The 12,382-nt window shown below is 69.3% G+C and carries 15 protein-coding genes; 8 read left to right on the top strand and 7 right to left on the bottom strand.

The annotated features are described in order from the left end of the window. Positions 1-61 precede the first annotated feature (61 nt). Positions 62-1,687: a Stk1 family PASTA domain-containing Ser/Thr kinase gene (gene pknB / locus ABS642_RS14495; protein ID WP_350353443.1), complete on the top strand. Its 1,626-nt coding sequence runs from the start codon at positions 62-64 to the stop codon at positions 1,685-1,687. 87 nt (positions 1,688-1,774) lie between these two features. On the opposite strand, the gene ABS642_RS14500 is transcribed toward pknB, so the two are convergent. From ABS642_RS14500 to ABS642_RS14510, 3 genes are read right to left on the bottom strand one after another with little or no spacing between them, the layout of a single operon-like run. Beyond that, positions 1,775-2,407 (bottom strand): gamma-glutamyl-gamma-aminobutyrate hydrolase family protein, encoded by a 633-nt coding sequence (locus ABS642_RS14500; protein WP_350350649.1) that lies wholly within the window; start codon positions 2,405-2,407, stop codon positions 1,775-1,777. After that, entirely contained in the window at positions 2,404-2,559 is a 156-nt protein-coding gene (locus ABS642_RS14505; RefSeq protein ID WP_165807956.1) for a hypothetical protein, read from the bottom strand. The genes ABS642_RS14500 and ABS642_RS14505 overlap by 4 nt, the downstream gene beginning before the upstream one ends. A 28-nt stretch (positions 2,560-2,587) precedes the next feature. Continuing rightward, positions 2,588-3,382 (bottom strand): class E sortase, encoded by a 795-nt coding sequence (locus ABS642_RS14510; protein ID WP_282215297.1) that lies wholly within the window; start codon positions 3,380-3,382, stop codon positions 2,588-2,590. 77 nt (positions 3,383-3,459) lie between these two features. On the opposite strand from ABS642_RS14510, the gene ABS642_RS14515 reads away from it, so the two are divergent. Then, positions 3,460-3,699, top strand: a complete 240-nt coding sequence (locus ABS642_RS14515; protein WP_282215298.1) for a cell division protein CrgA — start codon at positions 3,460-3,462, stop codon at positions 3,697-3,699. A 291-nt stretch (positions 3,700-3,990) separates the two neighbouring features. Here the strand turns inward: ABS642_RS14515 and ABS642_RS14520 are convergent, their stop codons facing one another. Together ABS642_RS14520 and ABS642_RS14525 are read right to left on the bottom strand one after the other, a co-directional pair. Beyond that, a complete protein-coding gene (locus ABS642_RS14520; RefSeq protein ID WP_350350650.1) occupies positions 3,991-4,890 on the bottom strand; it encodes a rhomboid family intramembrane serine protease in 900 nt (299 codons plus the stop codon). Between the two features lie 21 nt (positions 4,891-4,911). Beyond that, on the bottom strand, positions 4,912-5,469 hold the full coding sequence (locus ABS642_RS14525; protein ID WP_282215300.1) for a peptidylprolyl isomerase: 558 nt from the start codon (positions 5,467-5,469) through the stop codon (positions 4,912-4,914). A gap of 173 nt (positions 5,470-5,642) precedes the next feature. Between ABS642_RS14525 and ABS642_RS14530 the strand changes: the two genes are divergently transcribed. Both ABS642_RS14530 and ABS642_RS14535 read left to right on the top strand, forming a co-directional pair. Continuing rightward, entirely contained in the window at positions 5,643-6,149 is a 507-nt protein-coding gene (locus ABS642_RS14530; RefSeq protein WP_282215301.1) for a DNA helicase, read from the top strand. A 56-nt stretch (positions 6,150-6,205) separates the two neighbouring features. After that, positions 6,206-6,661, top strand: coding sequence for a YbaK/EbsC family protein (locus ABS642_RS14535; RefSeq protein ID WP_282217545.1), 456 nt, complete (start codon positions 6,206-6,208; stop codon positions 6,659-6,661). A gap of 92 nt (positions 6,662-6,753) precedes the next feature. Here ABS642_RS14535 and ABS642_RS14540 read toward each other — a convergent pair whose 3' ends face one another. After that, entirely contained in the window at positions 6,754-7,176 is a 423-nt protein-coding gene (locus ABS642_RS14540) for an NUDIX hydrolase (RefSeq protein WP_350350651.1), read from the bottom strand. Positions 7,177-7,252: 76 nt separating this feature from the next. On the opposite strand from ABS642_RS14540, the gene ABS642_RS14545 reads away from it, so the two are divergent. The 3 genes from ABS642_RS14545 (at position 7,253) to ABS642_RS14555 (ending at position 9,469) form a co-directional block, all read left to right on the top strand. Continuing rightward, on the top strand, positions 7,253-7,744 hold the full coding sequence (locus tag ABS642_RS14545; RefSeq protein WP_350350652.1) for a hypothetical protein: 492 nt from the start codon (positions 7,253-7,255) through the stop codon (positions 7,742-7,744). A gap of 88 nt (positions 7,745-7,832) precedes the next feature. Next, a complete protein-coding gene (locus tag ABS642_RS14550) occupies positions 7,833-8,282 on the top strand; it encodes a hypothetical protein (RefSeq protein ID WP_350350653.1) in 450 nt (149 codons plus the stop codon). A 62-nt stretch (positions 8,283-8,344) separates the two neighbouring features. After that, a complete protein-coding gene (locus tag ABS642_RS14555; protein ID WP_350350654.1) occupies positions 8,345-9,469 on the top strand; it encodes a Xaa-Pro peptidase family protein in 1,125 nt (374 codons plus the stop codon). Between the two features lie 25 nt (positions 9,470-9,494). Here ABS642_RS14555 and ilvD read toward each other — a convergent pair whose 3' ends face one another. Next, entirely contained in the window at positions 9,495-11,399 is a 1,905-nt protein-coding gene (gene ilvD, locus ABS642_RS14560; RefSeq protein WP_350350655.1) for a dihydroxy-acid dehydratase, read from the bottom strand. Positions 11,400-11,475: 76 nt separating this feature from the next. Between ilvD and ABS642_RS14565 the strand changes: the two genes are divergently transcribed. Next, positions 11,476-12,306: a helix-turn-helix transcriptional regulator gene (locus tag ABS642_RS14565; protein ID WP_350350656.1), complete on the top strand. Its 831-nt coding sequence runs from the start codon at positions 11,476-11,478 to the stop codon at positions 12,304-12,306. Positions 12,307-12,382: the final 76 nt, after the last annotated feature.

The following is a 12,382-nucleotide window of genomic DNA, read 5'->3' on the forward strand; positions in this document are numbered from 1 at the left end:
CACAGAGCCACGCGTTCTCGCGGGCAGGTACCGCGTCGACGAGCTCATCGGGCATGGCGGCATGGCGAAGGTCTACCGCGGATACGACCTGACGCTCGGTCGTGCCGTCGCGGTCAAGATCCTCGACCCCGACCTCGCCCGTGACACGGCCTTCCGCAACCGGTTCCGTCTCGAGGCGCAGGCGGCCTCGCGCATGGCGCACCCGTCGATCGTGCGCGTCTTCGACGCCGGAGACCCCTCCTCGAACGATCCGTCCTCCGACGACCCGCCGTACATCGTGATGGAGCTCATCAGCGGCACGCTGCTGAAGGACATCATCGCCCAGGGTCCCGTGCCCGTCGACGACGCGGTCCGCTACGTCGACGGCATCCTCGAGGCACTCGACTACTCGCACCGCGCCGGCGTGGTGCACCGCGACATCAAGCCCGGCAACGTCATGGTCACCGAAAAGGGCCAGGTCAAGGTGATGGACTTCGGCATCGCCCGTGCCGTCTCCGACTCGTCGTCCACGGTGGCCGAGACCACGCAGATCATCGGGACGGCCGCCTACTTCTCGCCGGAGCAGGCCAAGGGCGAGCCCGTCGATGCGCGCGCCGACCTGTACTCGACCGGCGTCGTCCTGTACGAGCTGCTCACCGGACGTCAGCCGTTCCGCGGCGAGTCGCCCGTGGCCGTCGCGTACCAGCACGTCAGCGAGACTCCGGTCCCGCCGACCGAGGTCAACGAAGACGCGCCGGGCGCCCTGGATCCGATCGTTCTGCGCGCCCTCGCCAAGGATCCGTACCAGCGGTTCCCGGATGCCGCGCATTTCCGCTCGGCGCTGGACTCCGCGCTCACCGGCGCCGCTCCCACCCGCAAGCAGGTCGGGGCGCTGACCAGCGAGCTCTACGGTCCCAGCCCGCGCCAGGCGCAGGAGACCGCGCGGTCGCTGCGCCAGCTCAGCACCGACACGACGATGGCCCGCACGCAGTCCGGCCCTCCGGTCGCGTGGATCTGGGCGGGAGTCGCGCTGCTCGCCGTGCTGCTGGCATCCGTTCTGTTCTGGGTCGTCACGATCAGCATGCGTCCGTCCGAGGTGCCGAGCTCCTCGAGGGTCGTCCCTGATCTCGTGAACGTCTCGTCCGAGCGCGCGCAGGACGACCTCGCGAAACTCGACCTCACCTCGACCATCGTGATCGAGTCGAGTTCCGAGATCGCCGAGGGCAATGTCATCCGCACGGATCCGGAAGCCGGTGTCGCCGTCGAGGAGCGCACGGCTGTCACGCTCTACGTGTCGTCGGGCGAGGACGTCGTCGTCGTCCCGCAGCTGGAGGGCATGGCTCTCACCGACGCGAAGAAGGCTCTGCTCGACGCGGGTCTCCAACTCGGCACGGTCGTGCAACGCAACGACAAGGCGACGAAGGCCGACACCGTGATGACGGCCAGCCAGGCCGCCGACGCCGAGGTTCCGCCGGGAACGGTCGTCGACCTGGTCGTCGCGAGCGGCAAGGTGACGCTGACAGACCTCACCGGCTGGACGGTGGACGCCGCCTCGACGAACCTCACCGATCTCGGTCTCACCCCCACGCCCGTGGAGGCGGCGGACTGCCCGGCCACGAAACCGGCGACCGTCCACTCCATGTCGGTCGCACCGGGCGACGTGCCGATCGGTTCGCCGGTCGAGCTCCGGTTCTGCACCGGACCGTAGGGCGTCGCACGACCTGGGTCCCAGCGCCTGTCCGGTTCCCTGAGCTTGTCTGGGTCCCTGAGCTTGTCGAAGGGCCTTCGGCGAACGTCAGCGCGTCAGCGGATGCAGGTGCTCGGAGATGGCCACGGCATCCGTGTCCCCGCACATCTCGAGCCAGTTCGCGAGGAGCCGATAGCCGCCCTCGGTGAGCACGCTCTCGGGGTGGAACTGCACGCCGTGGATCGGGAGCTCGCGGTGCGCGAGGCCCATCACGGTGCCGGTCTCCGTCCACGCGGTCACGACGACATCGGCGGGAAGAGCGGATGCCGCGAGCGCCAGCGAGTGGTAGCGACCGGCATCGAAGGGCGACGGGATGCCGGCGAAGAGCGGGGATCCGTCGTGCGTCACGGCCGAGATCATGCCGTGCATGAGCTCCGGCGCCTCGGTCACCGCCGTGCCGAAGACCTCGCCGATGGCCTGATGCCCGAGACACACGCCGAGGAGCGGCATCCGCATCCTCGTCGCGACCCTGACCGCGTCCATGGACGCTCCGGCGTCGGCGGGGGTTCCGGGCCCGGGGGAGAGGAGCACCGCGTCATATCCGGGGAGGAGCTGCTCGATCCCGTCGGCATCCGTCGCATCCGACTCGATCATCGTGGTGTCGGCACCCAGCTCGTGAAGGTACCCGACCAGGGTGTGCACGAAGCTGTCGTGGTTGTCGACCACGAGGACACGCGTCATTCGACGTCGACCTCGCCCGGGGTGATGAGCGGGCTCACCCACGGGAACACGTACCAGAACAGTCCGTAGAGCACGGCGGCGATGACTACGAGCAGGATGATCACCCGGACCCACCAGGGACCGGGGAGCAGGCGCCAGAGTGCGGAGTACATCAGTCTTCTCCCTCGGAGGCGGCCATGATCAGATCGACGGTGCGGCCGGAGGCGGCGGCGGGTCGGTGAGTGCGGTCGGCGGGCCTTCGGCCCGGGGCTGGAAGCTCTCGAACACTCCGTAGGCGATGATGCGCTCCTCGAGCGAGTAGAGAGGAGAGCAGGCGGTGAGCGTGATGTACTGCTCGCCCGTCTGCGCACCGGGCAGCTGCGGAACGTCGGCCAGCACGTCGGTCTGCGACGGCGTGACGTACTCGAGGTTCCGGAACCGGTACGTGTACCAGCCGTCGGCGGTCTCGACGACGATCGCGTCGTTCAGCTGGAGCTTGTCGAGCTGGTTGAACGGCTTGCCCCAGGTCGTACGGTGACCGGCCATCGAGAAGTTCCCGGCTTCGCCGGGCATCTTGGAGTCCTTGTAGACGCCGATCCCCAGCTGGTCGAGCGTGCCGGCTCTGCTGGTGCCGCCCCAGATCCCGAAGTTGTAGTCGGCGCCGAAGCGCGGGATGTGCATCTGGGCGAACCACTGCCCGTCGGCCGGGGCTGCGGGGATCGGAGCCTGGTACACGGTGGCCCCGTCGTCGGTCTCGATCAGCGGAGGCGGCTCGGGGACCTCGCCCTGCGCGAGCTGCTGCGACATCGCGGCGCCCTCGTCGTTCTTCTGCGCGCTGATGATGATGTCGCCGATCCACATCTGCCACGCCACGAACAGGAGCACGACGACGCCGGCGGTGAGGAGCAGCTCGCCGAGGACGCTCGCGAAGGTCGCGCGGGAGCGCGGGCGCTCGCGTCGCGGGCGTCGCCCCCCAGGCACGACGGATGCAGTCATGGCGCGATCTTATCGCCCGCAGCTGGCCGATGGACGAAGGTCTGGGGCCGGATAGGCGTCATGGGTAGAATATGGGCATGGCACGTGAGCGTAAGACCGAAGACCCCGCCGTCGAGCGCGCCGAAGGCGAGGCCGCTCCCAACGCCGTGTGGTTCAAACCGGTGATGATCGGCTTCATGCTGCTCGGTCTCGCGTGGATCCTCGTGTTCTACATCTCCGGCATGCAGTTCCCGATTCCGGGGCTCGACAACTGGAATCTGGCCATCGGCCTCGGCATCGCTCTCATCGGGTTCCTGATGACCACCCGCTGGCGCTGACCCGCCTCAGTTTCTTCCGAAGGGCCCCTCGCATCGCGAGGGGCCCTTCGTCTTACCCAACCGCACCCTGTCTCAGGGTCGTGTCTGGCGTTCCCGTCCGACCGAAGGTCGCAGGGACGTTCCCGGAGTGAGCATCGGGAGGGGCCCGCGAAGCGGGAGGGAACCCGCTCTGCGAACGAAGGGAACGTCCCTGCGACCGTCCCCCAAGAAGTTATCCACAGCCTTGTCCACAGCCTGGGGAGAATTACACCGGTGTCATTCACAGGGTCGAAACCCTGTCGACAGCGGTGATCAGGCCAGGAGGATCAGCGGCGGCACGAACGCGACGACCACGATCAGCAGCACCGTGACGGCGGCGAGCAGCACGATCTGCCAGATGCGCTGTTCCCGGCGCTTGGTGCGGGTATAGATGAACGCGATCAGCGCACCGATGATCAGTCCGCCGAGGTGCGCCTGCCAGGCGATGTTCTGCGAGAACACGAATCCGTAGACCAGGTTGATGCCGAGGATCACCAGGAGACCGGTGACGTTGGCGCCGATGTGCCGTCCGATGATCAGCAGCGCCGCCATGAGTCCGAAGATCGCACCGGACGCGCCGACGGTCGAGGTGCCGGGGGCGATGACAGCGACGGCGACGGATCCGCCCAGACCGCTGATCAGGTACAGCGCGAGGAAGCGGGCGCGGCCGAGCATGGGCTCGAGGCTCTGCCCCAGCATCCACAGGGCGAGCATGTTCAGCGCCAAGTGGATGAAACTGCCATGCACGAACATCGCGGTGAGCAGCCGCCAGGGCTCGAACGGCAGGGCGAAGAGGTTCGGATAGAGATACGGCGCGGCGAAGAGCAGGGTGCTGGTGATCTCCCTCCCGATGCCGGGGATGAGCTGCACCAGCCCGATGAACGAGGTCACCGCGAGCAGGATGTAGGTGACGATCGGCCTGCCGCTGCGGGCGAGCGTCATCGTCGCGCTGGAATTCCTCCCGCCCCAGCGTCGCTGCGCGCGCTTCTGGGCGGGGGTGCGGTTCTTCTGCTGCTCCTTCATGCACTCCGGGCAGATCACACCGACCGGCGCCTGCGTCTGGCACTCGGGGCAGATCGTGCGGAGGCAGCGCTGGCAGAGCACGAAGCTCCGCCGATCCGGATGCCGGTAGCAGAAGTTGTCGCGGTTGTCCGCGAACTCAGGCGTCGTCATCCGGATCGGCCGCAGCTGTCGTCAGGCCGCGACGATGTCGATCGACTGCAGAACGACCGGCTCGATCGGGCGGTCGCCCGCGGCGGTCGGGACGGCCGCGATCGCGTCGACGACGGCCTTGGAGGCGTCATCCGCGACGGCGCCGAAGATCGTGTGCTTGCCCTGCAGCCACGGGGTCGGGTCGGTGGTGATGAAGAACTGCGAGCCGTTGGTGCCCTCGGGCTTGCCGGTGATGGCGTTGCGGCGGAGGCCGGCGTTCGCCATCGCGAGGATGTAGGGCTCGTTGAAGTCGAGCTCCATGTTGATCTCGTCGTCGAAGTTGTATCCGGGACCGCCGACGCCCTGTCCGAGCGGGTCGCCGCCCTGGATCATGAAGTTCGGGATGATGCGGTGGAAGACGACGTCCTTGTAGAGAGCGCCCTCGCCCGGCTTGCCGGTGGCGGGGTGCGTCCACTCCTGGGAGCCGTCGGCCAGGCCGACGAAGTTCTTGACCGTCTTCGGAGCGTGGTCGCCGAAGAGGTTGATGACGATGTCACCGTGGTTGGTGTGCAGAGTTGCGACGTGGGAAGCGTGAGCCATATGCCCATTCTCGCAGAGCTTCCGGTGAGTTCGCCCGTTCATGGCGCGCCCGCCGCGGGGCACGTACGCTACCGCTCGGCTCGTCCGTTGGCAAGGGGACGCAATTTCCCGACTCCCACCCAGCCTCGTCTGGCAAGATGGGGAACCCGCACTGCAATGGACAGGAGAACATCGTGAGCCTCAGCCGCAAGCGGAAGAAGGAACTGCGTCGTCTGCAGAAGGAAGCCACCCAGCTCTGGGAGTCGCAGCAGGTCGTCGTCGGCCACGCCGCAGACGTCGCCCGCGAGGCGAGCCGTCAGCTCGGCAGCCTCGGCCGCGAGCAGGTGCTCCCCGTCGTGCAGGACACGTACAACCGTCGCTTCGCCCCCGTCGTCGACCAGGGCGTGAAGATCGGCCGTCACGTCGTCGACGACAAGGTCGTCCCGATCGTGGGCGGTGTCGTCGGCAGCGCCCTCACCGCATGGGACTACGCGAACGCCAAGCGTCACGGCGTCGCAGCCCCGGCACCTCGTGGAGCGTTCGGCAAGAAGCAGAAGTCGGGCCCCGGCCTCGGATCGGTCGTCGCGATCATCCTCGGTGCCGCAGCCGCCGTGGGCGTGCTCTACGCCGCGTGGCAGGCACTGCGTGCCGACGACGAGCTCTGGGTCGCGGACGACCCGCTCTCCGCGCCGGACGCGTGACCTCGTCCGATCTCCCCTCCGCCGCCTCGGGCGACGGAGGGGATCGGCATGCCCGGGTGCGGGACGCCGCGGCCGCGCGCGGTCTGGCGATCGACATCCGTGAGCGCCCGGCGGCGAACAGCCTGTTCGAAGCCGCCGAGCTGCTCGGCATCGATCCGTCGGGAATCGTCAAGACCCTCGTCGTGAAGCGCTCGGACGACACCTACCTGTTCGCGTTGGTGCCCGGTGGCCGCTCGATCTCGTGGCCGAAGCTCCGCGCACTGGTCGGCGTCAACAAGCTGCGCCTTCCCGAACCCGAGCTCGCGCTCGCGGCGACGGGGTACGAACGCGGCACGATCGTCCCGATCGGCAGCACCACCGACTGGCCCGTCTACGCGGACGAGAGCATCGTCGGACAGCGGATCGCCATGGGCGCTGGCGCGCACGGCTACAGCCTCTTCGTCGAGGCCGACGACCTCATCGCGGCCTACGGCGCGACGGTCGCCGACATCTCGGTGCCGGAAGAGCGCTGAGCGCCCGGTAGTGGGTCGCTGAGCCTGTCGAAGCGTCGCGACGGGCCCTTCGACAAGCTCAGGGACCCAAGGTTCGTGGGACTAGTGAGTCCTCAGAGGATGCCGGCCATCCGCAGCGCGATGTCGACGAGCTTGACGCGCTGCAGCTCGGCGACCGCCTTGAGGGGGAACCACTCGGCCATGTCCGTGGACCCGTCGGCCTCGAAGGTGAGCTTCCCGCCGGTGACCTCGGCACGGTAGAGGATGCGCAGGGTGTGCAGGGGCACAGCCGCCTTGTGCACGCGCCGGCCGGCGGGGATCACCCGGGAGTGGATGCCGAGGAGCTCGCCGACCTTGACCGAATAGCCCGTCTCTTCGCGGAGCTCACGCCGCACGGCATCCTCCGGCGCTTCGCCGGGCTCGAGTCCTCCGCCGGGCATGGTCCAGGCCACACGGCGACCCTCGGTCCAGCGCGCGAGCAGCAGCCGGTCGTCGTCATCGGTGACGACCGCGTATGCCGCGACACGCAGGTCCATGGGACTCACCCTATCCGTCCGGTGCGGCCCGCCTGACCGCCTGGCGGAGCCGCCGCCCAGGGAGCATCATGGGCGCATGGCATTCGACGTGTCCGACGGCCCCCGCATCGAGCACCGGGACGAGATCCCGACGGTGGGCATCCGCCTCGTCACTCCCTTCCGCGGAATGCTGGGCGTGCGCGACCGCGTGCTCGATGAGCTGTTCTCCTGGCTCGCGGATCACGACCTGCAAGTCGATGGCCCGTTCTTCCTCCGACTCCACCAGGTCGACATGGCGGCCGACATGGACATCGAGGTCGGCGTGATGGGGGTCGCCGTGGCCGGGGACGACCGGGTACGACCCGGGACGGCGCCCGCCGGCGACTACGCCCTGCTCGCGTATCGCGGCAGCTCGCTCCAGGCCAACCGGATGCTGCTCGGATGGGTGGACGCATCGGAGCGGCGCTTCGACGCCGACCCGTCGACGGGCGTATGGGCCGGCCGGTTCGAGATCCTCCGCACCGACCCGCGCGTCGAGCGCCGCAAGACCGCGTGGACGACGGAGCTGGCGTTCCTCCTCGCGGACTGAGCGGATCGATCAGGAATCGAGAAGCCCGGCACGCCCGGCATCCGTACTCTGGGGTCATACCAACCGAAGAACACGAAAGGACCCGATCATGGCTGACGACGACACGACCTTCAGTGCCGAAGAGCGCGAGGCGATGAAGGCGGCAGCGGCCGACAAGCGCAAGGCCAGATCGCGGGCGAAGAAGACGCCCGAAGAGGTGCGCGCCGAGGGCGAGGCCGACCTCAAGGAGGCCATCGCCAAGCTGTCGGATGCCTCGGACAAGAAGCTTGCGACGGGACTGCACGAGCTGGTCACCGAGGTCGCGCCCGACCTCGTGCCCCGCACCTATTACGGCATGCCCGCGTGGGGCAAGGACGGCAAGGTCCTCTGCTTCTTCCAGCCGGCGAGCAAGTTCAAGGTGCGCTACGGCACGTTCGGCTTCGAACCGATCTCGAACCTCGATGACGGCACGATGTGGCCGACCGCGTACGCCGTGCTCGAGCTGACAACTGCCAACAAGAAGCTCCTCACGGAGCGGATTCGTCTCGCGATCAGCTGACGAACGGCAGTCCGGCTGGAAGGGCGGAGACAGCCGCGACCCCGCGCAGTAGCGTGGACGCCGTGAGCACACCCGCCTTCCCCGCCTCCGTGTACGCCGCCCGCCTCGAGCGGGCATCCGCCCTCGCCGCCGAGGCCGGACTCGACGCGATCATCGTGGGGCCCGGCCCCGATCTGCAGTACCTCGTCGGAGTGGAGGGCGACACGATCGAGCGCCTCACCGCGCTGGTGATCGGTGCAGCATCCGCGCCCACCGTCGTCGTCCCGCGGATGGAGCTCGCGAAGGTGCGCTCGACCGCCGTCGGAGAGCTCCACCTCGCGGTCGCCGACTGGGTCGACGGAGAGAACCCCTACGAGCTGGTCTCGTCCGCTGTCGGCGAGGCCTCGCGCGTCGGCGTCTCGGACGCCCTTCCGGCACTGCATGTCATCCCCCTCGGCACGCGGCTGGGTCTGACCCTGGAGCTGGCGACCCCGGTGCTGCGCGAGAGCCGCATGATCAAGGACGCCACCGAGATCGGGGAGCTCCGACGGGCAGGTGAGGCGATCGACCGCGTGCACCGTCGCGTGCCGGAGTGGCTGCGCGCCGGACGCACCGAGCGGGAGGTCGCCGCCGACATCGCCGAAGCCATCGTCGCGGAAGGGCATCGCACGGTCGAGTTCGTGATCGTCGGCTCGGGCCCGAACGGTGCCGACCCGCACCACGAGGTGTCGGACCGTGTGATCGAGGACGGCGATGTGGTGGTGGTCGACATCGGCGGCGCCGTGCCGAGCGGCTACAACTCCGACAGCACCCGCACCTACGTCGTCGGCACGCCCGACGCCGCCGCTGCCGAGCGCATCGCGGTCCTCGTGCGCGCACAGCAGGCGGCCGTCGATGCGGCGCGCCCCGGCGCGACGGCATCCGCGGTGGACGCTGCCGCACGGGACGTGCTGGCGGATGCCGGACTCGGCGAGGCGTTCCTGCACCGCACCGGTCACGGCATCGGGGTCTCCGTGCACGAGGAGCCGTACATCGCTCCCGGCAACGACCTGGTGCTGCGCGAGGGCATGGCGTTCAGCATCGAGCCTGGCATCTACTTCGCCGGCGAGTGGGGTGCACGCATCGAGGACATCGTGGTCGTGACGGCGGATGGCTGCGAACGGCTGAACGTCGCTCCGCACGAGCTCACTCGCGTCGCCGGCGCCTGAGCCGAGGGAGCCCGCGGCATCCGGCTCAGACGAGGGCGGCCGCCTCGCGGACCTCCTGCTCGCGCAGCGCCCGCTCGACCTTCTCGACATCGCGCACGGCGCCGCGGTCGGCCGACGTCGCCATCGCGGCGTAGGCGCGGAGCGCGAGAGAGACCGGACGCGCACGGTCGACCGGCCGGTAGCCGGTGCCGTCGATCAGACGCGCACGCCGATCGTCAAGCTCGGCCTCGCTCACGCGCAGGATCATGGCGCGCGAGGGGATGTCGATGTCGATGATGTCGCCGTCTTCGACGAGCGCGATCACTCCGCCGGCCGCCGCCTCGGGGGAGACGTGGCCGATCGACAGGCCGGACGTCCCGCCGGAGAAGCGGCCGTCGGTGATGAGCGCACACACCTTGCCGAGGCCGCGTCCCTTGAGGAACGACGTCGGATGCAGCATCTCCTGCATGCCGGGACCGCCCTTCGGTCCCTCGTATCGGATCACGACCACGTCGCCGGGCTGCACCTTCTTGCCGAGGATCTTCGCGACGGCCTCCTCCTGCGATTCGCAGACGACGGCGGGACCCGAGAACACGAGGATCGACGGATCGACGCCTGCGGTCTTCACGACCGCGCCGTCGACCGCGAGGTTGCCGCGCAGCACCGCGAGACCGCCGTCGACCGAGTAGGCGTGCTCGACGTCGCGGATGCAGCCGGTCGCGGCATCCTCGTCGAGCGCCGCCCAGCGCTCCGACTGCGAGAACGCACTCGACGAGCGCACGCCGCCGGGCGCCGCGTACCAGAGGTCGTGCGCGGCATCCGTCGCCTTCCCTCCGCGGATGTCCCAGTCGTCGAGCCAGTCGGCGAACGAGGGGGAGTGGATCGTGCTGACGTTCTCGTCGAGCAGGCCGCCGCGGCGCAGTTCGCCGAGCACGGCGGGGATGCCGCCGGCGCGGTGCACGTCCTCCATGTAGTACATGCGTCCGTAGGCCGGGTTCGGCGCGATCTTGGCGAGGCACGGCACCCGTCGTGAGACCGCGTCGATCTCGTCGAGCCCGAAGGCGATGCCGGCCTCGTGGGCCGCGGCGAGCAAGTGCAGGATCGTGTTGGTCGACCCGCCCATGGCGATGTCGAGCGCCATGGCGTTCTCGAACGCGGCGAAGCTCGCGACCTCGCGGGGAAGGACCGACGCGTCGTCCTCGTCGTAGAAGCGGCGGGTGATCTCGACCGCGACCTCGCCGGCCCGCTCGTACAGGGCGCGACGCGCGGTGTGCGTGGCGAGCACCGAGCCGTTGCCCGGGAGCGCGAGGCCGAGCGCCTCGACGAGGCAGTTCATCGAGTTCGCGGTGAACATGCCGGAGCACGAGCCGCAGGTCGGGCAGGCGTTCTCCTCGATGCGCTTCATGTCGGCATCCGACACCGTGTCGTTCGCGGCCTCGGAGATCGCGTCGACCAGGTCGAGCGTGCGCACGGAGCCGTCGACGAGCGTCGCCCGACCGGCCTCCATCGGACCGCCCGAGACGAACACCGTCGGGATGTTCAGCCGCAGGGCGGCCATGAGCATCCCGGGGGTGATCTTGTCGCAGTTCGAGATGCAGACGAGCGCGTCCGCCTGATGCGCGTTGACCATGTACTCGACCGAGTCGGCGATCAGGTCGCGCGACGGCAGCGAGTACAGCATCCCGCCGTGGCCCATCGCGATGCCGTCGTCGACCGCGATGGTGTTGAACTCGCGGGGGATGCCGCCCGCTGCCGAGATCCCGTCGGAGACGATGCGTCCGACCGGCTGCAGGTGCGTGTGACCGGGGACGAACTCGGTGAAGCTGTTCGCGACGGCGATCATGGGCTTGCCGAAGTCGGCGGCGTTGACACCGGCGGCGCGGAAGAGCGCGCGGGCGCCGGCGGCGTTGCGTCCGTGCGTGACGGTGCGGGAGCGAAGAGGGGTGGGCATTATTCCACTCTGGTTCCCGCCGGCAGCGGTGGGAAGACGGCGCTGACACTAGTAGTGGGAGCACTAGGTTTGTTGCATGGCGACGGATGAGCAGCAGCGCAAGGAGCTCGGGGCCTTCCTGCGCGCCCGACGCGAGCAGCTCGACCGCGGCGCGTACGGTCTCCCGCCCGCCGGCCGCGGCCGCACCGTCGGCCTGCGCCGCGAGGAGATCTCGTACCTCTCCGGCGTCAGCGTCACCTGGTACACCTGGCTCGAGCAGGGACGCGACATCAATCCGTCGCGGCAGGTGCTGGATGCCGTGGCCACCGCACTGCACCTGAGCGTGGCCGAGCACGACTACGCGCTGCGCCTGGCCGGATTCTCTCCGACCCGGCCCGGCTCGGGTGCGGCGGTCGAGACGGCACCCGCGCACGTGCAGCGCTTCCTCGACGCGCTCGAGGAGCATCCGGCGTATGCACTGGCACCCGATTGGGGTGTGGCCGGGTGGAACAGCGCGTACGAGGCCCTGTATCCGAACGTGGCGACGACCCCGCCGGAGAAGCGCAACCTGCTCTGGCTGATCTTCACCGACCCCGCGGTGCGCGAGCTGCTCGACGACTGGGACGACACCAGCCGCCGCTTCCTCGCCGAGTTCCGCGCCGAAGCAGGACCGCGCCTCGGTGACCCCCGCTACCGCGACCTCGTCGGGCGGCTCATGGAGGCGAGCCCGGAGTTCCGGGAACGCTGGGAGAGTCACGACGTGCGCGGGTTCGAGTCCCGGGAGCGGGTGTTCCAGCATCCGACGCTCGGGCGTCTCGTCTTCGAGCATCACCAGCTGCGCCCCTCGGATCAGACCGAGATCCAGCTCGTCGTCTACACCCCGTCGGATGCCGCGGCCCGGGCGAGGTTCTTCCGCCGCCGCGAGTGACGACGCCCCCGAACACCGCGGAGCCGCACCCTCCGCTCCGCTCACGAGGAGCGAGGCGGCGGATACGGCTCCGCGG

It is taken from the genome of Microbacterium sp. A8/3-1 (assembly GCF_040267695.1).
Lineage (GTDB): Bacteria > Actinomycetota > Actinomycetes > Actinomycetales > Microbacteriaceae > Microbacterium > Microbacterium luteolum.

Coding starts and splice junctions, on each gene's coding strand:
- pknB (WP_350353443.1), top strand. CDS start 62: ATGGCGAAGGTCTACCGCGGATACGACCTGACGCTCGGTCGTGCCGTC.
- ABS642_RS14500 (WP_350350649.1), bottom strand. CDS start 2,407: ATGACGCGTGTCCTCGTGGTCGACAACCACGACAGCTTCGTGCACACC.
- ABS642_RS14505 (WP_165807956.1), bottom strand. CDS start 2,559: ATGTACTCCGCACTCTGGCGCCTGCTCCCCGGTCCCTGGTGGGTCCGG.
- ABS642_RS14510 (WP_282215297.1), bottom strand. CDS start 3,382: ATGACTGCATCCGTCGTGCCTGGGGGGCGACGCCCGCGACGCGAGCGC.
- ABS642_RS14515 (WP_282215298.1), top strand. CDS start 3,460: ATGGCACGTGAGCGTAAGACCGAAGACCCCGCCGTCGAGCGCGCCGAA.
- ABS642_RS14520 (WP_350350650.1), bottom strand. CDS start 4,890: ATGACGACGCCTGAGTTCGCGGACAACCGCGACAACTTCTGCTACCGG.
- ABS642_RS14525 (WP_282215300.1), bottom strand. CDS start 5,469: ATGGCTCACGCTTCCCACGTCGCAACTCTGCACACCAACCACGGTGAC.
- ABS642_RS14540 (WP_350350651.1), bottom strand. CDS start 7,176: ATGGACCTGCGTGTCGCGGCATACGCGGTCGTCACCGATGACGACGAC.
- ABS642_RS14545 (WP_350350652.1), top strand. CDS start 7,253: ATGGCATTCGACGTGTCCGACGGCCCCCGCATCGAGCACCGGGACGAG.
- ABS642_RS14550 (WP_350350653.1), top strand. CDS start 7,833: ATGGCTGACGACGACACGACCTTCAGTGCCGAAGAGCGCGAGGCGATG.
- ilvD (WP_350350655.1), bottom strand. CDS start 11,399: ATGCCCACCCCTCTTCGCTCCCGCACCGTCACGCACGGACGCAACGCC.
- ABS642_RS14565 (WP_350350656.1), top strand. CDS start 11,476: ATGGCGACGGATGAGCAGCAGCGCAAGGAGCTCGGGGCCTTCCTGCGC.